This is a genomic window from Klebsiella sp. WP4-W18-ESBL-05, assembly GCF_014169075.1.
Taxonomy (GTDB): Bacteria; Pseudomonadota; Gammaproteobacteria; order Enterobacterales; family Enterobacteriaceae; genus Kluyvera; species Kluyvera ascorbata_B.
This window is the reverse complement of record NZ_AP022057.1, coordinates 180,837-200,241: the sequence shown is the minus strand read 5'-3', so window position 1 is coordinate 200,241 and position 19,405 is coordinate 180,837. Positions and strand designations below refer to the sequence as shown.

Here is a 19,405-nt window from a genome sequence, read left to right as displayed (position 1 = left end):
TCAGCATGAAAATTCTGGTGGTCGGCCCGTCATGGGTGGGCGACATGATGATGTCGCAAAGTCTCTATCGCACGCTCAAGGCGCGCTATCCCCAGGCGATAATCGACGTGATGGCACCCGCGTGGTGCCGTCCGCTGTTATCGCGGATGCCGGAAGTCAATGAAGCGATCGCCATGCCGCTCGGGCACGGCGCGCTGGAAATTGGCGAACGGCGCAAGCTCGGTCATAGCCTGCGCGAACGGCGCTATGACCGCGCTTATGTTCTGCCTAACTCCTTTAAATCGGCACTGGTGCCGTTCTTTGCCGGCATCCCGCTGCGCACCGGCTGGCGCGGCGAGATGCGCTATGGCCTGCTGAACGATGCACGGGTACTGGACAAAGCGGCCTGGCCGCTGATGGTCGAGCGCTACGTGGCGCTGGCCTATGACAAAGGCGTAATGCGCTGCGCGAAAGATCTGCCACAGCCGCTGCTGTGGCCACAATTACAGGTGAATGAGGGCGAGAAATCGCTGGCCTGTAACGCATTTTCGCTCTCCGGCGATCGCCCGATGATCGGTTTTTGTCCCGGCGCCGAGTTTGGCCCGGCTAAACGCTGGCCGCACTATCACTACGCCTCGCTGGCAAAACAGCTGATTGACGAAGGCAATCAGATTGTCCTGTTCGGCTCGGCGAAAGATCACGACGCGGGTAATGAGATTATCGCCGCGCTGAGCGACGAACAAAAAGGCTGGTGCCGCAATCTGGCCGGGGAAACCCAGCTGGAGCAGGCCGTGGTGCTGATTGCCGCCTGTAAGGCGATCGTGACCAACGACTCAGGCCTGATGCACGTGGCCGCAGCGCTTAACCGCCCGCTGGTCGCGCTGTACGGCCCCAGCAGCCCGGACTTTACGCCGCCGTTGTCTAACAAAGCGCGCGTCATCCGACTCATTACCGGCTACCACAAGGTGCGTAAAGGCGACTCTGCGCAGGGTTATCATCAGAGCCTGATCGATATCACCCCGGCGCGCGTTCGCGAAGAGCTCAACGCGCTGCTGTCGAGTGAGGAAGCCTGACGCATGCGGGTGTTGATTGTCAAAACCTCTTCGATGGGCGACGTCCTGCACACGCTACCGGCGTTAACCGACGCGCAGCACGCCATTCCCGGCATCCGCTTTGACTGGGTCGTGGAAGAAGGCTTCGCCCAAATCCCTTCCTGGCACGATGCCGTCGACCGCGTGATTCCGGTCGCCATTCGCCGCTGGCGTAAAGCGTGGTTCTCTGCCCCCATCAAGGCCGAGCGCAAAGCCTTTCGCGACGCCGTTCAGGCGGTGAATTATGACGCCATCATCGATGCCCAAGGGCTGGTAAAAAGCGCCGCGCTGGTCACCCGGCTGGCGCACGGCGTGAAGCACGGCATGGACTGGAGCAGCGCCCGCGAACCGCTGGCCAGCCTGTTCTATAACCGTCGTCACCCTATTGCCAAACAGCAGCACGCCGTAGAGCGCACCCGCGAGCTGTTTGCCAAAAGCCTCGGTTATGCCAAGCCCGATACGCAGGGTGACTACGCGATCGCCCAGCATTTTCTGGCAACGCTTGCGCCAGCAGAAGCGCCTTACTGCGTCTTCCTGCACGCCACCACTCGCGACGATAAACACTGGCCGGAGAGCCACTGGCGCGAACTGATTGGCCTGTTAAAAGAGAGCGGGCTACGCATCAAACTCCCCTGGGGCGCGCCGCACGAGGAAGCTCGCGCAAAACGCCTGGCAGAGGGATTTGATTATGTAGAAGTCCTGCCGCGCCTGAGCCTGGAGAAAGTGGCACACGAGCTGGCAGGGGCAGAATTTGTTGTCTCAGTGGATACCGGATTAAGCCACTTAACCGCGGCGCTGGATCGCCCAAATATCACGCTGTATGGGCCAACCGACCCTGGATTAATTGGGGGATACGGTAAGAACCAGGTGGCGTGCTGTTCAGCATCACAAGATTTAACAACGCTTGACGCGCTCGCGGTACTTCACGAGCTGCGGAAAATACAGTCCTGGTCATCTTTTTAGGGTATTTTGATGAATTTTTTAGCATCCGTTAAGCATAAGGAAGCATGCTGGCAATCCATATGGAATCGTGGGTTAGTTTCATTATTTATTATAATGAACTTTTTTGACCATATTACCCGTTATAAGCATGCAGTCACCGGGTTAATGCTGATTACTGCACTATATTATGTAGCTAAGAAAAAAACACAGCTGCTAAGTATTTTTAAAAATAACCTGACCTATGCCCTTCTGTGCTTTGTGGCCGTGTGTGTCTATGCCGTGGCAATTTCCGTCGATCCGGCCTACAGCTTGAGTAAATTTGCCAATACCGTGCTGGAAAAACTGCTGCTGATGACGCTGCTTATCCCCATCCTGCTGCATGAGGAAAGTAAAGAGAATGTCGCCAGGACCCTGATTTATTCGCTGATCGTCGGCATTCTGCCGCTGGCGATAGCCGACGGCTGGCAGTACTACCGCGAATATCAGCAAGGGATTATGCCGTTAACCGACTTTGCGCATAAGTACCGCTCAGATATTTTAATCTTTATGGCTCCCGCATTTTTATTCCTCTGGAATTTCAAAACGACCAAAGCCAGAGTACTGTTCTTTGCGATCGCCTGCGTGATGGGCTTTATGATTGTGGGTACGCTGCAGCGTGGTACCTGGTTAGCCATCCTAATCCCAGCATTTATCTGGTGCGTCATTAAGCGAGAATGGAAACTACCGCTGCTTGCCGCCGTGCTGCTCGGTGGCGTGCTGGTCACCGGCTATCTGAAAGATCGGGACGCCTTTAAGTTGTTGTTCCATAAGATGCAGCAAACCTCCAGCTCCTACCGCTACGGCGGCGGTACGCAGGGTTCGGCGCTGGATCTGATTATGGAAAACCCGATAAAGGGCTACGGCTACGGTGAAGATATCTTCTACCGGGTATATAACAGCCGGGTCCACGACTATCCGCAGTGGTTCTTTAAACAGTCCATCGGGCCGCACAACCTGACGCTGTCGATGTGGTATGCCGGTGGTTTATTGGGCCTGTTTGCCGTTTGGTATTTGCTGATCTCACTGCTGACGGAAGCAGTCAAAGGCTACCGGGCAAGCCAGGGTATTATTAAAGAGGCGTGGCTCCTGATCGGGTTAATCCTGGTCGGCAACCTGTTCGTCCGCGGTGCCTTTGAGACCGTCAGCATAGAGAACCTGACGATGCTGTTGGGCATTGCGCTCACGCTGAAGGCGCGAAGCCAACAGCACTAAATAAAAAAGGCTGCGAATGCAGCCTTTTTTATTTTTCTGACCCGGCTACACCTCTTCCGGCGTAATAAAAGGCACCAGATCATAGCTGACGGCGGTGTTGTCAGAGAGGTTGTAGACGTTAATATCCGGCACCTTCTCCCGCATAAAGGCATAAAATGGCAGGATTTTACCTAAATCACGGCTCAACTCCGACGGCTGCGGGTTATGTTCTTCGTCATAAAAACGCGTGCAGGTATCCACTAAATCCAGCCCGGAGTGAACGATTTTCTTATAGCCCAGGCTGTAGGCAACCTGCAGCGCAGCAAACGCCACCGTATGGCACGAGCAATAGCCGTGAGAGATATCGCGGCTAAAGCCCACCAGACGTTTCTTTTTCGACATGGGGACCGAAATCAGGATGTTTTCATCCAGCTTCGCCATCAGCGTAAATTTCAGTTTCTTAAAGAAGCCGCCTTTCTCCCGCTGATATAAAGAGCGAATCACGAAACCGCGATCGTCAATGAAGCGCTTATCCTCCGCGGAGGCGTTATCGTAAACCTCGCCATTGACAATGGTGTATTTACTCTTTTGCACAAACTCGCGGAAATCATCGTTACGCTGCAGAGAAAAACGCGAATCCGTCAGCACATAAATAAACGGCTGAATATTGTTATCCAGCAGGTAGCGGGCCGAACCGTTGACCGAAATAACGTCTGATGCCGCCAGTAGGCTCAATGGCGTTTTCAGTGAGGAGGGACCAGAAAGGAAAATAATGCTGCTTTCAGCGGTCCTGTGACGTTTGATTTCGTTAATGTCTTCGGTTGTGATGCCGTGCAATTTGCCGCTCATAAGACTGCCACCAAAATAGGATTATGACCCAACTGCCAATGTTCTGATTTACCCCTGCCAGGCGTGCGCTACGTAGCCTAACGCGACTTCACCAGCCGCAGATAAAAATAGTAAATGTAGTTCATAACGCCAGCAACAGGCTGATTATTCTTGAAATTATGCTTAGCACAATAGCGCGCGTAGTTTGCGTTATTCGGCTTGAGCAACGGCGTAGATTGCCACGGCGAAGCCGCCTTTGCCTTGAGGAACGGCGTTGCGCTGGGGTAGTTAGCCCAGTTATGCCACGGCTTGGTGGGCCCAACGTAGTGGATCAACACGGTGCCATCGTTAATGGGGTTAACAAAGGCCGTCTTCAGCTCATAGTTAAGGCTGAACTGCGTGTTGTATTTCCCCTCGATAAAAGTCACTTTCCCGGCCAGAATGATGTTCAGAATATCCTGATCCATAAAGCTCAGCTTGCGCGTCACGTTTTTATCGGACAGCAGCGACATAGCCTTGCTGGATACTGACTCGCTGGCCCATGCCGGAATATTCAGCAGCAACACGCCCGAGTTAAAATAACCGTTCTCAATCGCCGGGCATTCCAGACTCTGGCTGCGTGACCGCCACCACTTTTTATCACGTTCCGGTACCACGCCCGCTACGCTATCGCCTAATAACAGCGTAGCCAGCGGCTTAATGCTTCCCTGGCACACAATATCGGCATCCAGATACAGCACGCGCGGCTGCTGACCGATGAAATAGTCGCCGATGATAAAGCGGAAATACATCGCCACGGACCAGTTCTTGGTGGTCGGAAAAGCCTTCAGACGATCGCAGTTGACAATATGAATCTGAATGCAGGTTTTATAGTCCTTCGCCAACTGGGCAAAATGCTGCTTTTCGGCTTCCGGAACGGTGTCGATAAAGACATGGAAAATAAAATCGCTGTCGCGGTTATGCAGCAGAACGGAAGCAATCGAGACGCCGCAGCCAAAAAGAAAGTTCTTATCAATCCCGTAAGCAACCGGCAGCGGTGACGTGCCCTCTGCCGTTTCGCGCTCATCAAAGATGATGCTTTCTTTGATCATCTCCTGCGCATTTAAATACGTATTTGCCATGCTCTGCCTCAGCGTTTACAACGACTTTCTGATCGTTCTTTCTTTGATTTTATTCGCTTTTTCTTCGGTTTTAGCCAGAAGCGCCTGCTCTTCTCGCAGCGCCTCTCTCAGCGGCTTAGCAAAATACACCCGCATAAAGCGCAGAACATCGCGCTGGGTCAGCCCGATATTCATTGACGAAAAATAGAGCCCGATAAGATCTTTATCGCGCCAGCGGCGCGGCACACGATCGCGAATTTGCGCACGGTGCAGGTCAATCACCGAAATCTTTAACGTTTCTTCGGCGCCGCTAAACGGCAGGTGCAGCAGAAAATGGCAGATATAGCAGTCGCGATGGTTAATGCCGCTCAAATGCATTTTTCGCACCATCGTCGCCACACGCTTAATCAGCATGCGTTTCAGCGCGGGCGCGGGCGGATTCGCTAACCAGTCGGCGCAGTAATCCTCAAGGCTGATGGTGGGCGTCAGGTCTTCGGTAATGATAAATGAGGTGCGGGTCAGAGGATTCAGCCCTTTCTCCCCAAAACCAACGCCGTGCATGGTATCAACCCCCACGTCGTGCAGGCGATGAATCGCGTTCCACTCGCGATCGGCACCCAGCACCGGCATACGCAGCGAAATCAGGTTCTTCACGATCTCTTTAAGGGAGGTACCGCGGTGCCATTTCAGAAAATAGCTGCCGCCCGCCAGCTCGAAGCGCAGCGTACGGCGCGTTTCCAGCTCGCGGAAGACTTCACCCTGCAGGTGTTTCACTTCCTCAAAGGCATCTTTTCCGCGCCACAGCGTGGCCAGCGGTTCATTCAGCTCAACCATCCAAATCACCTATTATGATATCTGCCGCTTTGTCCGCCAGACTGTACAAATCTTGTGTATCGGCATAATTGCGCGCATTTTCCGCCCATGCCGCGCGCAGCGCCGGCTGGGTTAACGCCTTGAGGAGAACCTCATTTAAGGCTTCCTGGCGGAAAGGCTCATCCATTACCGCGCCGCAGTTGGCGTCCGCAATGTAGTGGGCATAGCCGCATACGCGGGTTGTTAATACCGGCAGGCCGGCCGTCACGGCCTCCAGCAGCACAATTCCCGCGGCTTCCTGATAGGCCGGATGCAACAGCAAATCAGCTGCCGCCATCAGCTCCGCCACGTCGTTGCGGCCGGAAAAGAAATGCACATTGCGCTGAATACCGTATTTTTCGGCCTGCGCGGCAAATTTCCCCGGTTTGTCCTGCCCGACAATAAACAGCTGCGTGTTATGGCGCACGCTTTCCGGCAGCGAGGCCATCGCGGCCAGCGTACGATCAACGCCTTTACGCGTGAAGTCCGAACCCACCTGTAACAGCACGTTTTGCGACTCGGTCAGACCATTCTTCTGCCGGTACACCTGACGGGCGTCCGGGATCTGCTGGCTGTATTTTCTGTCTGGATAGATGCCCGGCGGCAGAATATGAAAGCGTGCTGACTCGGTCTGATAGTGTTTCTGGAAATCGGCAATTTGCTTGTCCGTCAGCATCAACAGCTGCGTGTTTTTGCCGTGCTCGAACGTTGCCCGCTCAAAGGCCGCATAGTGACGATAGCGCGAAGTCAGGCGATAAAAGAACCCTTTTTCCTGCGCGACTTTTTCGGCATAGCACACGTCGGCGGCGTAATAGACGTCCAGACCGGGCATTTTATTGAAGCCCACGACTCTACTCACCGGATGTTCACGCAGATGGTTTTGCACCCACGTATAATATTGCGCGTTACGGCCGTGGTTAGTATGGGATTTGACCGGAACCTTGATGAGCTCAAACGCCTGCGGGCACTCTCCCTCCCAGGATTGCGTATATACGCGCACCTGATGACCGCGGGCCGCCACGGTCTGCGCAATGCGCATAAAATCGCGCTGCAGGCCGCCGAAGGGGAAATACTTATACAAACAGAAAGCAACGATCATAATTCCTCGCCGGTTACAGGCTCGCCGTGACCCGCGGGCAGTATTTTATCAATCGCGGCAATCACATCTTCTGCCGGGATAACCGAAAGGTACATTTCATTACGGTCACGCTGCTCACGCGGTGGCATAGGGCGATAGTCGCCGGCCCAGAACTGGATCATATTGTCCGACCACGGGCGCCAGAAGATATGATTAGTGGCACCAAATAGCGCAATCAACGGCGTTTTTACCGCCGCCGCAATATGGCCCGGCGCGGAGTCAACGCCGATAAACAGCGCCGCATGGTCGATAAGCGCCCCCAGTTCGGGAAACGTCATTTTTCCGGCTAAAGCGGTGACCGGCGGCCGCTCGCAGCCCTGCGCGATCGCCTTGATACAGGCTAAATCCTCGGCGCTCGGGCCCGACGTCAACACCACCTCAACGCCGCGCTGATGAAGTGCATCTACCACCTTTGCGAACTTCTCATTTTCCCAGCATTTAAAAATCTGCCGTGCCGTCGGTTGGATCACCACGTAGCGCTCGCCAACGCCGGCCTTATCCAGCTCGCCGCGCACGCGCGTCCAGCACGCCGGGTTGTAGCTCATGGTCGTTTCGGCAACAGACGAATCAAGCCCCAGCGGTGCCAGCACTGACAGATTCGCTTCCACGACATTCTCGCCCTTCTGCGGGGCCAGGTGAGTAAAACTGTTGCGCCAGAACGCCGACTGCCGATGCTGATAATTCTGCGAAATGCTCATCGGGACATTCAGCAAGCGCACCAGCACGGCCACCATCCATTGGTCGGTCATATTGACGACCAGATCGTATTTATTCGACCGCAGTACTCTGATTAAACTGACGAAGTTGGTAATTTTCTCTGTCGTTTTTGCTTTCTTGTTTTTAATACCATACAGCGCGTTAATTTCAGGGTTTTCAGACAAAATAGGGATCGTATCCTGATACAACAGGACGTCGATTTTCGCCTCAGGATAATGGCGCTTCAGCGTGCTAATAACGGGGGTCGTTAATAACATATCCCCGTGAAAACGCATTTTAATGACCAGTATTTTTCGAAATGGCTTATCCACACGCGACTCTTTGGTTGAGGTTTTCCGCTAAAAACAGGCACAAAGCGCGCTTACGGCCAATGACCGGAAATGCACGCTTTTTGCCGCGCTAGTGTACCACTTCTTGCGCCGCAATCCGAACCGGATGCATTTTGCCTTTATAAAGTCATTTTTCTTTATAAATCATGGCAGTAATACCTTATCCATCGCGATAACTTCCGCGACGTTCATCCCCACATATCCAGAGGCGTTAACCGCAATGAACAGCATAAAAAAGGGTGATAAGCAGTGATATCCACGGCAAGCCCCTGCACTGTGGATAATTTAGACCAAAAACAGCAAAAGTAATGGTAAAGCCTCAGTTAAATACTTAGAATCCACAGCACATTCATAACTCAGCTATTTATTATGCTTGAACTGCTTTACACCGCCCTTCTCTACCTTATTCAGCCCCTTATCTGGATACGGCTTTGGGTGCGCGGACGTAAGGCTCCGGCCTACCGAAAACGCTGGGGTGAACGTTACGGTTTTTATCGCCAGCCGCTTAAGCCCGGCGGGATTATGCTGCACTCCGTTTCCGTAGGTGAAACGCTGGCGGCCATTCCGCTCGTGCGCGCGCTGCGCCACCGTTACCCCGATTTGCCGATTACTGTGACCACGATGACCCCCACCGGTTCCGAGCGCGTCCAGTCGGCATTTGGCAAAGACGTGCAGCACGTTTATCTGCCGTACGATTTACCCGATGCCCTTAACCGTTTCCTCGATAAAATCGACCCTAAGCTGGTGCTGATTATGGAAACGGAGCTGTGGCCAAACCTGATTGCCGCACTGCATCGCCGCCATATTCCGCTGGTGATCGCCAACGCGCGCCTTTCCGAGCGCTCGGCTGCCGGGTACGCCAAATTAGGGTCATTCGTGCGGACGCTGCTGCAGCGTATTACGCTGATTGCGGCGCAGAATGAAGAAGACGGCCAGCGTTTTGTGGCGCTGGGCGCGAAAAATAATCAGGTCACCATCACTGGCAGCCTGAAGTTTGATATTTCCGTCACGCCGCAGCTGGCTGCCAAAGCGGTAACGCTGCGCCGCCAGTGGGCACCGCGCCGGCCGGTGTGGATTGCCACCAGCACGCATGAAGGCGAAGAGAGTATCGTCATTGCCGCCCACAAAGCGCTGCTGAAGCACTACCCGGATCTGCTGCTGATTCTGGTGCCGCGCCATCCGGAACGTTTTCCGGACGCCATCAATCTCACCCGTCAGGCTGGCCTGAGCTACACAACCCGTTCCTCCGGCGAAGTCCCTTCCGCCGCGACGCAGGTGGTGATTGGCGATACTATGGGCGAGCTGATGCTGCTGTACGGAATTGCCGACCTGGCGTTCGTTGGTGGCTCGCTGGTCGAACGCGGCGGCCATAACCCGCTGGAAGCCGCAGCGCACGCCATTCCCGTGCTGATGGGGCCGCATACGTTTAACTTCAAAGACATTTGCGCGCGTCTGGAACAGGCGAGCGGTCTTATCACCGTTACCGATGCCGAAAGCCTTGAAAAAGAGGTTTCCTCTTTGCTGGGCGACGCGGATTACCGCAGTTTCTATGGCCGTCATGCCGTTGAGGTCCTGTATCAGAACCAGGGCGCGCTGCAGCGCTTGCTACAACTCCTGGAGCCGTACCTGCCACCGAAAACGCATTGAGGATGATTATGCAAAAACGGGCAATTTATCCGGGCACTTTCGATCCCTTCACTAACGGTCACCTTGATATCGTGACCCGCGCAGCCTGCATGTTCGATCGGGTGATCCTCGCCATTGCGGCCAGCCCCAGCAAAAAACCGATGTTCGACTTAAACGAACGCGTTGCCCTGGCCCAGCAGGCTACCGCGCACCTGGGCAACGTCGAGGTACTCGGGTTCAGCGATTTGATGGCCAATTTTGCCCGCAGCCAGCAGGCCAATATTCTGATTCGCGGCCTGCGCGCCGTGGCCGACTTTGAATACGAAATGCAGCTAGCGCACATGAACCGCCACCTGATGCCTGAACTGGAAAGCGTCTTCCTGATGCCGTCAAAAGAGTGGTCGTTTATTTCATCGTCGCTGGTGAAAGAGGTCGCGCGCCACGCCGGTGACGTGACGCACTTCCTGCCACAGCACGTGCATCAGGCGCTGATGGAAAAGCTTAAGTAACAACGCGTCAACGCTGGCCGGGCATCGCCCCGGCGGGCGCTACTTCTGACACTGTCGACAATAAAACGTCGCCCGCTGCGCATGTTTACTGGCAATAATTGGCGTACCGCACACCCGACACGGCTCGCCTTTCCGTCCGTACACCTGTAGCTCCTGTGCAAAATAGCCCGGCTTACCGTCGCTTTGCAGGAAATCCTTCAGCGTGGTTCCGCCCTGCTCAATCGATCGTTGCAGCACGGCTTTGATCGCCGCGACCAGCCGCTCGCACTCTTCCGCCGATAACGAACAGGCCAGCCGATCAGGATGGATCCGTGCGGCAAACAGCGATTCGCTGGCGTAAATATTACCCACGCCCACCACCAGCTTGTTATCCATCAGCCAGGGCTTAATCGCCGTTTTCTTCTTCGCGCACTTCGCCAGCAGGTAGCCCGCGTTAAATTCGTCGCTGAGCGGCTCAGGGCCCAGATGAGCGAGCGCGCTGTGGCCTTCCAGCACCGGCGTCCATAGCCAGGCGCCAAAACGGCGCGGGTCGGTGTAACGCAGCACTTTGCCGTTACTCAACACCAGGTCTACATGATCGTGTTTTTCTGCCGGTAGCTCGTGCGTCAAAATTCGCAGGCTCCCCGACATCCCCAGATGGATAATAATCCAGCCGTCAGGCAACTCCAGCAGCAGGTACTTGGCGCGTCGCTGGACGCTGAGTACGGGTTTATCGCTCAGGCGGTAGATTTCATCGGAGACGGGCCAGCGCAGGCGACCGTTGCGAATGACAGCATACTGGATGGTCGCACCGACCAGGTGAGGCTCAATACCCCGGCGGCTGGTTTCTACTTCGGGTAATTCAGGCATAGCGTCTCCGTCACAAATACAGATGCTTCTATTATGGGGACGCGCAGAAAACAAAAAACCCCGCCGAAGCGAGGTTTTTCGTGACATCGAAACTAAAATTATTTGATTTTAGCTTCTTTGTACAGAACGTGCTGACGGACAACTGGATCGAACTTTTTCAGTTCCAGTTTTTCCGGTTTAGTACGTTTGTTCTTCGTGGTGGTATAGAAGTGACCAGTACCAGCAGAAGAAACCAGCTTGATTTTCTCACGAATACCTTTAGCCATGATTTATTTCCTCTAAGTACTTAGTACTTTTCGCCACGGGCACGCAGTTCAGCCAGGACTGAATCGATGCCTTTTTTATCGATTACACGCATACCTTTAGCAGATACGCGCAGGGTGACAAAACGCTTCTCGCTCTCAACCCAGAAACGGTGAGAGTGCAGGTTCGGCAGGAAACGGCGTTTAGTCGCGTTCAGTGCGTGGGAACGGTTGTTACCGGTCACCGGACGCTTGCCAGTAACTTGGCAGACTCGGGACATGTCTATTCTCCAAAAATCAAATTAGCTCGAGCTTCGTATGGGGTATCGGCGCCTCGTCAGGCTGTAAAGCCCGGTCACGACGGTTCTAAGTGAACCCCCGATTGCCAGGCCCAAATGCCAAACCCGAGATTCTCAAAGGTGGCGTAGTATACGCTGACCCGGCGATATGCTCAAGTCCCGAACAGACAAAGATCCCGGTGGATCGCGTAATAATCCGCTAAATCCAGCCGCGTTCGGCAAAAGAAACGTATTCACCGCGGCCAATAACCAGATGGTCCAGCACACGTACATCCATGAATTGGCAACATTTTACCACCCTTTCGGTAATAAGTCTGTCTGATTTACTGGGTTCTGCATTACCCGATGGATGATTATGTGCAAGGATCACCGCCGCCGCGTTCACTTTGATGGCTTCTCGTACAATTTCGCGCGGATGCACCTCAACATGGCTCAAGGTGCCAGAAAAAAGTCGGCAGTGCTTGAGCACCTTATGCTGGTTATCGAGGAAGATAACCACAAAAATTTCTCGTTCTTCGTCGGCAAGCTGGCTTTGCAGAAACTCGCGGGTCATCTCCGGGCTCAACAGCGACTCCTCTGACAGCACGCGCAGGCTAAAGTAGCGGCGCGCCAGTTCGGCAATGCCCTTCAACTGAGCATACTTGGCAATCCCCATACCATCGATATGCGTTATCTCTTTTTCCGACGCCGAAAGCAGGCCGTACAGCGATCCAAAATGGCGCAGCAGGTCATGAGAGTAGCGCATGACGCTTTTTTCACGCGTGCCGGTGCGTAAAAAAAGCGCTAATAATTCAACATCCGTCAGCGTCTCAATACCGTATCGCTGCATTTTCTCGCGCGGCATCATGGTCGTAAGCTCTCCATTTCAATAGGGCTGCCTTCATCCTGACATCGCAGGGCCAACGCGGCGAGGCGCAGATTCCGGCCTTGCGTAACGCCTCGCAAAGTGTCGTTGCCGTAAGCGCACGACCCCGCCAGGATTGTGATAAAATGCGCGAATTCTGGTGTCCCTCTAACAGGAAAGAATCATGATGAGCCTGGCCGGTAAGAAAATTGTTCTTGGCGTCAGCGGCGGTATTGCTGCTTATAAAACGCCAGAACTGGTGCGTCGCCTGCGCGAACGCGGCGCAGATGTGCGCGTTGCCATGACCGACGCGGCGAAAGCCTTCATCACCCCGCTGAGCCTGCAGGCGGTTTCCGGCTACCCGGTCTCCGACAGCCTGCTCGATACGGCCGCAGAAGCCGCAATGGGCCATATTGAGCTGGGCAAATGGGCGGACCTCGTCATCCTCGCCCCCGCCACGGCCGACCTGATTGCCCGCGTCGCCGTCGGGATGGCGAACGACCTGGTATCGACCATCTGCCTTGCCACGCCATCGCCGGTGGCGGTAGTGCCGGCAATGAACCAGCAGATGTACCGCGCCGCAGCAACGCAGCACAACCTTAGCGTACTCGCCTCGCGCAATTTGCTTATCTGGGGGCCGGACAGCGGCAGCCAGGCCTGTGGTGATATCGGCCCCGGCCGAATGCTCGACCCGATGACCATCGTCGACATGGCCGCCGCCCATTTTGCCCCCGTCAAAGATCTGCAACATCTGCATATCATGATTACCGCCGGCCCGACTCGCGAGCCGCTGGACCCGGTGCGATACATCACCAACCACAGCTCCGGCAAGATGGGGTTTGCGATTGCCGAAGCCGCCGCCCAACGCGGGGCGAACGTTACGCTGGTCAGCGGGCCGGTGTCGCTGCCGACGCCAGCCTTCGTGCAACGTATTGATGTGACAACGGCTGAAGAGATGAACGCCGCCGTCCAGGCTGCCGTTACGCAGCAGCAGATTTTTATCGGCTGTGCCGCCGTTGCAGACTATCGTGCGGCGGTCATTGCAGAAGAAAAAATTAAGAAACAAGATACCCAGGGTGATGAATTCACAATAAAAATGGTGAAAAACCCGGATATCGTCGCCGGCGTTGCAGCGCTGAAAGAGCATCGTCCCTATGTCGTAGGGTTTGCCGCCGAAACGCATAATGTGGAAGAATATGCGCGGCAAAAGCGTAGCCGCAAGAACCTTGATCTGATTTGCGCCAATGATGTATCGCAGTCAAATCAAGGCTTTAATAGCGATAACAATGCATTGCACCTTTTCTGGCAGGACGGCGAGAAGCGTTTACCGCTCGCCAGTAAGTCACTCCTGGGCCAACTATTATTGGACGAGATCGTTACCCGTTATGATGAAAAAAATCGACGTTAAGATTCTGGACTCGCGTATTGGCCAGCAGTTCCCGCTGCCGACCTATGCCACCGCTGGCTCAGCAGGCCTCGACCTGCGCGCCTGTCTTGATGACGCCGTAGAGCTGGCGCCGGGTGAAACCACCTTACTGCCGACCGGTCTGGCGATTCACATTGCCGACCCGTCTCTGGCAGCAGTAATGCTGCCGCGCTCCGGCCTGGGCCACAAGCACGGTATCGTGCTGGGTAACCTGGTGGGGCTTATTGACTCTGACTACCAGGGTCAGCTGATGGTGTCTATCTGGAACCGCGGTCAGACGACCTTCACCATCGAGCCGGGCGAGCGCGTCGCGCAAATGGTATTTGTTCCTGTCGTACAGGCCGAGTTTAATCTGGTCGAATCGTTTGAAGCCACAGACCGTGGCGAAGGTGGCTTCGGCCACTCCGGGCGTCAGTAAACCGCCCTCAGGCGCATCACGCAGGATGTGATGCGCCCGTTTTTTACGTATCTCACGGCGTCATAATGTAAAAACAACACTGCACGTTATGGTTGCGGTCACCGTGTGGATGCTCGCCTGACAAGTGTTTTATTTTCAGGGGTATTTTAGAACATGGCAGAAAAGCAAACTGCGAAAAGGAATCGTCGCGAGGAAATACTTCAATCCCTGGCGTTGATGCTGGAGTCCAGCGATGGTAGCCAGCGCATCACGACGGCAAAACTGGCCGCTTCCGTAGGCGTTTCCGAAGCGGCGCTATACCGGCATTTCCCAAGCAAGACCCGCATGTTCGATAGCCTTATCGAGTTTATCGAAGATAGCCTGATTACCCGTATCAACCTGATTCTGAAAGATGAAAAAGACACCACTGCGCGCTTGCGGCTGATTGTGCTGTTGATTCTGGGCTTCGGTGAACGCAACCCTGGACTCACCCGCATCCTGACCGGCCACGCGCTCATGTTCGAGCAGGATCGCTTACAGGGCCGCATTAATCAGCTCTTTGAGCGCATTGAGGCGCAGCTGCGCCAGGTACTGCGCGAGCGGAGAATGCGCGAAGGGGAAGGCTATGAAACCGATGAAACGCTGCTGGCAAGCCAGCTGCTGGCCTTCTGTGAAGGGATGCTGTCGCGCTTTGTGCGCAGCGAATTTAAATACCGGCCCACGGATGATTTTGACGCCCGCTGGCCGCTGATTGTCGCTCAGCTGCAATAGCGCAAAATGGCCCGCGCAGTGCCGGATGGCGTCGCAAGCGACTTATTCGGCCTACAAAGGATGTCGATTTCAATCAGTTAGGCAGTCCGCGTAGGCCCGATAAGCGTAGCGCCATCGGGCATTTCGGGCTTTGTCATCAGTCTCAAAAAAATAGCCCGGCCTGCGCCGGGCTATTTTTTTACACGCCGTATGCTTCGCGATAGGCGCGCACGGACGCCAGATGCGCCGCCATTTCTGGCTTCTCTTCCAGATAAGCAATCAGATCTTTCAGGGTGATTATCGAGATGACCTCACAGCCATAGTCGCGCTCCACTTCCTGAATGGCTGAAATGTCGCCGCGGCCGCGTTCCTGACGATCTAACGAGATCAGCACGCCAGCGAGCTGCGCACCGTTAGCCTGAATAATTTCCATCGATTCGCGGATTGCCGTCCCGGCGGTGATCACGTCATCCACCAGCATCACGCGGCCGGTCAGCGCGCTGCCCACCAGATTGCCGCCTTCACCGTGGTCTTTGGCCTCTTTACGATTGAAGCAGTACGGATAATCACGATCGTGGTGTTCCGCCAGCGCGACGGCGGTCGTGGTGGCAATCGGAATGCCTTTATACGCCGGTCCAAACAGCAGATCGAACTCGATACCGGAATCCACCAGCGCTTCGGCATAAAAACGGCCTAACAGTGCCAGATCGCGCCCGGTATTAAACAGCCCGGCGTTGAAGAAATAGGGGCTCTTGCGCCCGGATTTCAGCGTAAATTCGCCAAACTTAAGTACCTGCTTGTTAAGCGCAAACTCAATAAACTGGCGCTGATACGGTTTCATGGATTCGCTCCTCATCTCACTTATTTCAGACAAAAAAAAGGGCGACTACGTCGCCCTTAAAAATCAGTTTTCTAACGCCGCCTTCTGCGTCGCAATAATAGATTCGATTCCCCCTCTGGCGAGGGCCAATAGGGTGAGTAGCTCTTCGTGGCTGAACGGCTCGCCTTCGGCGGTGCCCTGCACTTCAATAATGCGGCCGTCTTCGGTCATCACCACGTTCATGTCGGTTTCTGCCGCAGAATCTTCGACGTATTCCAGGTCACACAGCGCTTCACCACCCACAATGCCCACGGAAACCGCCGCGACCATCCCTTTCATCGGATTGGTTTTCAGCTTGCCCGCAGCAACCAGTTTACCCAACGCATCCGCCAGCGCCACGCAGGCACCGGTAATGGACGCGGTGCGGGTGCCGCCGTCGGCCTGAATAACGTCACAATCCAGCGTAATGGTGAATTCGCCCAGCGCTTTCAGGTCAACTGCGGCGCGCAGCGCGCGCGCAATCAGGCGCTGAATCTCCATGGTGCGGCCGCCCTGCTTGCCTTTTGCCGCTTCGCGGGCGTTACGGGTGTGAGTCGCGCGCGGCAGCATGCCGTATTCCGCGGTGATCCAACCCTGGCCCTGGCCTTTCAGGAAACGCGGTACGCCTTCGTCAATCGAGGCGGTGCACAGCACTTTGGTATCACCAAATTCGACCAGCACGGAGCCTTCAGCGTGTTTTGTATAATTACGGGTCAGGGTGACGGGACGCACCTGGTTGGCACTACGACCTGCTGGACGCATGATAGAAATCTCCGGCTTGAAACGAATGTGGCTGCGCATTATACACAAAATCATTCCCGCTGTATCAGGGCAGCAGGGGAGCAACGAATTCATCGGTCGCGAGCCGTGCGAAGCGTGCAGGAATGGTGAAAAGGATGGCGCATCACGGGTATTAAAGGTGCTTATTCCTATCCTGATAAGCCCTCGAAGGCTATAATCCCCCCATCTCTCCTTTAGAAACAGGAACGTCTATGATCCGCAGTATGACCGCCTATGCCCGCCGTGAAATCAAGGGCTCGTGGGGCAGCGCCGCCTGGGAACTGCGCTCGGTTAACCAGCGTTATCTCGAAACTTATTTTCGTCTGCCGGAACAGTTTCGCAGCCTCGAGCCTGTTGTGCGCGAGCGCCTGCGTACCCGTCTTACGCGCGGGAAAGTAGAGTGTACTTTGCGCTTTGAGCCCGATGCGAGCGCGCAGGGCGAGATGATCCTTAACGAAACGCTGGCTAAACAGCTGGTTAATGCCGCGAACTGGGTCAAAATGCAAAGCGACGAAGGTGAAATTAATCCGGTCGATATTCTGCGCTGGCCGGGCGTCATGGCCGCTCAGGAACAAGATCTGGACGCCATTGCTGCCGAAATCCTGACCGCGCTCGATGCGACGCTGGACGACTTTATCGTTGCTCGCGAAACCGAAGGCCAGGCGCTGAAAGCGCTGATTGAGCAGCGCCTCGCAGGCGTCAGCGATGAAGTAGCGAAAGTGCGCGCACATATGCCGGAAATTCTGCAATGGCAGCGCGACCGCCTTGTCGCCAAGCTGGAAGACGCAGAGGTGCAGCTGGAAAACAACCGTCTGGAACAAGAGTTGGTGCTGATGGCGCAGCGTATCGACGTGGCCGAAGAGCTGGACCGCCTGGAAGCTCATGTAAAAGAAACCTATAATATCCTGAAGAAAAAAGAGGCTGTGGGTCGCCGTCTGGACTTCATGATGCAGGAATTTAACCGTGAGTCGAACACCCTGGCATCAAAATCGATCAATGCCGATGTCACAAATTCCGCCATTGAGCTGAAGGTGTTGATCGAGCAAATGCGCGAACAGATTCAGAATATCGAGTAAGCTATCAGCAAGATTCACAAAGACACATAAATCACATCAAGCCCGCAACCCAGCGGGCTTTTTTGTTATCATGGGCTATCATAAAGACGCAACAAAGCGCATAGTTAAGGTGTACACCTAGGTGTACCCATGGCGTTAGGTGTACGCAACTAGGTGTACACCCCTTATTAAAAGTTTGGAATAGTTTGGATATTCGCAAAATGCCAAAACTCACAGACATGCAGATCCGCGCATGGATAAAGGCCGGGGAGCGATTCGAGGGGCGCTCTGACGGTAACGGGCTTTATCTTTCATACCGCGAAAACTACCAGACCCCCGTCTGGCGATTCCGCTATAAATTCGCTGGGAAACCCCGCGCAATGATGATCGGCTCATATGCTGAGCTATCACTATCAAAAGCCAGAGAGACAGCCAAAGAGCTATCGGCGCGTGTTGCGCTGGGTTATGACGTCGCGGGAGAGAAGCAGGAACGGAAAGCCGAAGCGCTGGCGAAGATGGAAGCAGAGAGAAACGCCATGCGCGTTTCAGAACTTGCCGCTGAATACTTTGAGCGTCAGATCCTGCCGCGCTGGAAGCACCCCGATATACTCCGCCGCCGTATCGACAAAGATATAAACCCCTGCATTGGCAGCATGAAGGTAGAGGACGTGAAGCCGCGCCATATCGACGACATGCTGAAAGGTATTGTTGACCGTGGAGCGCCTACCATAGCAACGGACGTTCTACGCTGGACGCGCCGCATTTTCGATTACGGCATCAAACGGCACGCGCTGGAGATTAACCCGTGTTCAGCCTTTGAGGTGTCAGACGCTGGCGGGAAAGAAGTTGCCCGTGACCGCTGGTTAACACGTGGCGAACTAATCCGACTGTTTCAGGCTATGCGTATGGCTAAGGGATTCAGCCGTCAGAACGAGCTTACCTTCAAGCTACTGCTGACGTTGTGTGTGCGTAAGATGGAGTTATGCGCCGCCCGCTGGGAGGAGTTCGATTTAGACGGGGCTATCTGGCACTTACCCGAAGAACGCAGCAAAAACGGCGATGCTATCGACATACCACTCCCCCCACCAGCCGTAGCATGGCTACGTGAGCTTCACACATTCTCATGTAATACAGCATGGGTGCTGCCAGCCAGAAAGATGCAAAGCCGGATGATTCCCCATATTCAGGAAAGCACCCTACCCGTTGCGCTGGCAAAGGTTCGCGCTGAAATGCCAGACGTACCGAATTACACCATTCATGACTTCCGGCGCACTGCCCGCACCCATCTTGCGGCGTTAGGTGTGGATCCCGTGGTAGCTGAACGCTGCCTGAATCACCGTATTAAGGGCGTGGAGGGTATCTATAACCGTCACCAGTATTTTGATGAGCGTAAAGCGGCGCTGGCGCAGTGGTGTGATTTGCTGGTGGCACTGGAGAAGGGTGAGGATTACAACGTGACGCCTATTATAAAGACGCATAAGCTATCGTAAGAATAGATTGAGCCTAGTCCGACGGGATGAAAAGCGGAAGCCTTACCGCCTGGCTCAATCAAGTGAAAGGCAA

21 protein-coding genes are annotated in these 19,405 nt (G+C 54.7%); 10 read left to right on the top strand and 11 right to left on the bottom strand.

Annotation, left to right across the window (positions count from 1 at the left end; all coding sequences use genetic code 11):
- The first annotated feature begins 5 nt into the window (after positions 1-5).
- From rfaF to rfaL, 3 genes are read left to right on the top strand one after another with little or no spacing between them, the layout of a single operon-like run.
- The gene (rfaF, locus tag H7R58_RS00975; RefSeq protein ID WP_182929824.1) at positions 6-1,052 is read left to right on the top strand and encodes an ADP-heptose--LPS heptosyltransferase RfaF; all 1,047 of its coding nucleotides are present in this window, start codon (positions 6-8) and stop codon (positions 1,050-1,052) included.
- A gap of 3 nt (positions 1,053-1,055) precedes the next feature.
- On the top strand, positions 1,056-2,033 hold the full coding sequence (gene rfaC / locus H7R58_RS00970; RefSeq protein ID WP_182929823.1) for a lipopolysaccharide heptosyltransferase RfaC: 978 nt from the start codon (positions 1,056-1,058) through the stop codon (positions 2,031-2,033).
- Between the two features lie 9 nt (positions 2,034-2,042).
- The gene (gene rfaL / locus H7R58_RS00965; protein WP_182929822.1) at positions 2,043-3,263 is read left to right on the top strand and encodes an O-antigen ligase RfaL; all 1,221 of its coding nucleotides are present in this window, start codon (positions 2,043-2,045) and stop codon (positions 3,261-3,263) included.
- A gap of 45 nt (positions 3,264-3,308) precedes the next feature.
- On the opposite strand, the gene waaZ is transcribed toward rfaL, so the two are convergent.
- The 5 genes from waaZ to rfaQ all read right to left on the bottom strand — a co-directional run bounded on the left by waaZ (position 3,309) and on the right by rfaQ (position 8,188).
- Positions 3,309-4,091, bottom strand: coding sequence for a 3-deoxy-D-manno-oct-2-ulosonate III transferase WaaZ (gene waaZ, locus H7R58_RS00960; RefSeq protein WP_106924961.1), 783 nt, complete (start codon positions 4,089-4,091; stop codon positions 3,309-3,311).
- Positions 4,092-4,168: 77 nt separating this feature from the next.
- Positions 4,169-5,191 (bottom strand): lipopolysaccharide 3-alpha-galactosyltransferase, encoded by a 1,023-nt coding sequence (gene waaO / locus H7R58_RS00955; RefSeq protein WP_106924960.1) that lies wholly within the window; start codon positions 5,189-5,191, stop codon positions 4,169-4,171.
- A gap of 15 nt (positions 5,192-5,206) precedes the next feature.
- Positions 5,207-6,004: a lipopolysaccharide core heptose(I) kinase RfaP gene (gene rfaP, locus H7R58_RS00950; RefSeq protein WP_182929821.1), complete on the bottom strand. Its 798-nt coding sequence runs from the start codon at positions 6,002-6,004 to the stop codon at positions 5,207-5,209.
- Positions 5,997-7,121, bottom strand: coding sequence for a glycosyltransferase family 4 protein (locus H7R58_RS00945; RefSeq protein WP_106924958.1), 1,125 nt, complete (start codon positions 7,119-7,121; stop codon positions 5,997-5,999). Before H7R58_RS00945 ends, rfaP begins: the two co-directional genes overlap by 8 nt.
- Entirely contained in the window at positions 7,118-8,188 is a 1,071-nt protein-coding gene (rfaQ, locus tag H7R58_RS00940; protein WP_182929820.1) for a lipopolysaccharide core heptosyltransferase RfaQ, read from the bottom strand. Before rfaQ ends, H7R58_RS00945 begins: the two co-directional genes overlap by 4 nt.
- A 387-nt stretch (positions 8,189-8,575) precedes the next feature.
- Between rfaQ and waaA the strand changes: the two genes are divergently transcribed.
- Both waaA and coaD read left to right on the top strand, forming a co-directional pair.
- Positions 8,576-9,853: a lipid IV(A) 3-deoxy-D-manno-octulosonic acid transferase gene (waaA, locus tag H7R58_RS00935; protein WP_106924956.1), complete on the top strand. Its 1,278-nt coding sequence runs from the start codon at positions 8,576-8,578 to the stop codon at positions 9,851-9,853.
- Between the two features lie 8 nt (positions 9,854-9,861).
- Complete coding sequence (gene coaD, locus H7R58_RS00930; RefSeq protein WP_106925183.1) at positions 9,862-10,341, top strand: pantetheine-phosphate adenylyltransferase; 480 nt, start codon at positions 9,862-9,864, stop codon at positions 10,339-10,341.
- A gap of 39 nt (positions 10,342-10,380) precedes the next feature.
- Here coaD and mutM read toward each other — a convergent pair whose 3' ends face one another.
- The 4 genes from mutM to radC form a co-directional block, all read right to left on the bottom strand.
- A complete protein-coding gene (mutM, locus tag H7R58_RS00925) occupies positions 10,381-11,190 on the bottom strand; it encodes a bifunctional DNA-formamidopyrimidine glycosylase/DNA-(apurinic or apyrimidinic site) lyase (protein WP_106924955.1) in 810 nt (269 codons plus the stop codon).
- 98 nt (positions 11,191-11,288) lie between these two features.
- A complete protein-coding gene (gene rpmG / locus H7R58_RS00920) occupies positions 11,289-11,456 on the bottom strand; it encodes a 50S ribosomal protein L33 (RefSeq protein ID WP_003024094.1) in 168 nt (55 codons plus the stop codon).
- A gap of 20 nt (positions 11,457-11,476) precedes the next feature.
- Positions 11,477-11,713 (bottom strand): 50S ribosomal protein L28, encoded by a 237-nt coding sequence (rpmB, locus tag H7R58_RS00915; RefSeq protein WP_106924954.1) that lies wholly within the window; start codon positions 11,711-11,713, stop codon positions 11,477-11,479.
- A gap of 217 nt (positions 11,714-11,930) precedes the next feature.
- On the bottom strand, positions 11,931-12,578 hold the full coding sequence (gene radC / locus H7R58_RS00910) for a RadC family protein (RefSeq protein WP_106924953.1): 648 nt from the start codon (positions 12,576-12,578) through the stop codon (positions 11,931-11,933).
- Positions 12,579-12,762: 184 nt separating this feature from the next.
- Between radC and coaBC the strand changes: the two genes are divergently transcribed.
- The 3 genes from coaBC (at position 12,763) to slmA (ending at position 15,169) form a co-directional block, all read left to right on the top strand.
- Positions 12,763-13,983: a bifunctional phosphopantothenoylcysteine decarboxylase/phosphopantothenate--cysteine ligase CoaBC gene (gene coaBC / locus H7R58_RS00905; RefSeq protein ID WP_182930577.1), complete on the top strand. Its 1,221-nt coding sequence runs from the start codon at positions 12,763-12,765 to the stop codon at positions 13,981-13,983.
- A complete protein-coding gene (gene dut / locus H7R58_RS00900) occupies positions 13,961-14,419 on the top strand; it encodes a dUTP diphosphatase (protein ID WP_035895829.1) in 459 nt (152 codons plus the stop codon). Before coaBC ends, dut begins: the two co-directional genes overlap by 23 nt.
- Positions 14,420-14,572: 153 nt before the next feature.
- A complete protein-coding gene (slmA, locus tag H7R58_RS00895) occupies positions 14,573-15,169 on the top strand; it encodes a nucleoid occlusion factor SlmA (RefSeq protein ID WP_106924952.1) in 597 nt (198 codons plus the stop codon).
- A 178-nt stretch (positions 15,170-15,347) separates the two neighbouring features.
- Here the strand turns inward: slmA and pyrE are convergent, their stop codons facing one another.
- Complete coding sequence (gene pyrE / locus H7R58_RS00890; protein ID WP_182929819.1) at positions 15,348-15,989, bottom strand: orotate phosphoribosyltransferase; 642 nt, start codon at positions 15,987-15,989, stop codon at positions 15,348-15,350.
- Positions 15,990-16,052: 63 nt separating this feature from the next.
- Positions 16,053-16,769 carry a ribonuclease PH gene (gene rph / locus H7R58_RS00885; RefSeq protein WP_106925181.1) on the bottom strand — a complete coding sequence of 239 codons (717 nt, stop codon included), beginning with the start codon at positions 16,767-16,769 and terminating at the stop codon, positions 16,053-16,055.
- 230 nt (positions 16,770-16,999) lie between these two features.
- Here rph and H7R58_RS00880 point away from each other — a divergent pair, with 230 nt between their 5' ends.
- Together H7R58_RS00880 and H7R58_RS00875 are read left to right on the top strand one after the other, a co-directional pair.
- Positions 17,000-17,863 carry a YicC/YloC family endoribonuclease gene (locus tag H7R58_RS00880; RefSeq protein ID WP_106924950.1) on the top strand — a complete coding sequence of 288 codons (864 nt, stop codon included), beginning with the start codon at positions 17,000-17,002 and terminating at the stop codon, positions 17,861-17,863.
- A 200-nt stretch (positions 17,864-18,063) separates the two neighbouring features.
- Complete coding sequence (locus H7R58_RS00875) at positions 18,064-19,332, top strand: tyrosine-type recombinase/integrase (RefSeq protein ID WP_103177712.1); 1,269 nt, start codon at positions 18,064-18,066, stop codon at positions 19,330-19,332.
- Positions 19,333-19,405: the final 73 nt, after the last annotated feature.

What these genes read in the sequence shown, in the direction of transcription:
- rfaF (WP_182929824.1), top strand. Translation starts at nt 6, where the DNA reads ATGAAAATTCTGGTGGTCGGCCCGTCATGGGTGGGCGACATGATGATG.
- rfaC (WP_182929823.1), top strand. Translation starts at nt 1,056, where the DNA reads ATGCGGGTGTTGATTGTCAAAACCTCTTCGATGGGCGACGTCCTGCAC.
- rfaL (WP_182929822.1), top strand. Translation starts at nt 2,043, where the DNA reads ATGAATTTTTTAGCATCCGTTAAGCATAAGGAAGCATGCTGGCAATCC.
- waaZ (WP_106924961.1), bottom strand. Translation starts at nt 4,091, where the DNA reads ATGAGCGGCAAATTGCACGGCATCACAACCGAAGACATTAACGAAATC.
- waaO (WP_106924960.1), bottom strand. Translation starts at nt 5,191, where the DNA reads ATGGCAAATACGTATTTAAATGCGCAGGAGATGATCAAAGAAAGCATC.
- rfaP (WP_182929821.1), bottom strand. Translation starts at nt 6,004, where the DNA reads ATGGTTGAGCTGAATGAACCGCTGGCCACGCTGTGGCGCGGAAAAGAT.
- H7R58_RS00945 (WP_106924958.1), bottom strand. Translation starts at nt 7,121, where the DNA reads ATGATCGTTGCTTTCTGTTTGTATAAGTATTTCCCCTTCGGCGGCCTG.
- waaA (WP_106924956.1), top strand. Translation starts at nt 8,576, where the DNA reads ATGCTTGAACTGCTTTACACCGCCCTTCTCTACCTTATTCAGCCCCTT.
- coaD (WP_106925183.1), top strand. Translation starts at nt 9,862, where the DNA reads ATGCAAAAACGGGCAATTTATCCGGGCACTTTCGATCCCTTCACTAAC.
- mutM (WP_106924955.1), bottom strand. Translation starts at nt 11,190, where the DNA reads ATGCCTGAATTACCCGAAGTAGAAACCAGCCGCCGGGGTATTGAGCCT.
- rpmG (WP_003024094.1), bottom strand. Translation starts at nt 11,456, where the DNA reads ATGGCTAAAGGTATTCGTGAGAAAATCAAGCTGGTTTCTTCTGCTGGT.
- rpmB (WP_106924954.1), bottom strand. Translation starts at nt 11,713, where the DNA reads ATGTCCCGAGTCTGCCAAGTTACTGGCAAGCGTCCGGTGACCGGTAAC.
- radC (WP_106924953.1), bottom strand. Translation starts at nt 12,578, where the DNA reads ATGATGCCGCGCGAGAAAATGCAGCGATACGGTATTGAGACGCTGACG.
- coaBC (WP_182930577.1), top strand. Translation starts at nt 12,763, where the DNA reads ATGAGCCTGGCCGGTAAGAAAATTGTTCTTGGCGTCAGCGGCGGTATT.
- dut (WP_035895829.1), top strand. Translation starts at nt 13,961, where the DNA reads ATGATGAAAAAAATCGACGTTAAGATTCTGGACTCGCGTATTGGCCAG.
- slmA (WP_106924952.1), top strand. Translation starts at nt 14,573, where the DNA reads ATGGCAGAAAAGCAAACTGCGAAAAGGAATCGTCGCGAGGAAATACTT.
- pyrE (WP_182929819.1), bottom strand. Translation starts at nt 15,989, where the DNA reads ATGAAACCGTATCAGCGCCAGTTTATTGAGTTTGCGCTTAACAAGCAG.
- rph (WP_106925181.1), bottom strand. Translation starts at nt 16,769, where the DNA reads ATGCGTCCAGCAGGTCGTAGTGCCAACCAGGTGCGTCCCGTCACCCTG.
- H7R58_RS00880 (WP_106924950.1), top strand. Translation starts at nt 17,000, where the DNA reads ATGATCCGCAGTATGACCGCCTATGCCCGCCGTGAAATCAAGGGCTCG.
- H7R58_RS00875 (WP_103177712.1), top strand. Translation starts at nt 18,064, where the DNA reads ATGCCAAAACTCACAGACATGCAGATCCGCGCATGGATAAAGGCCGGG.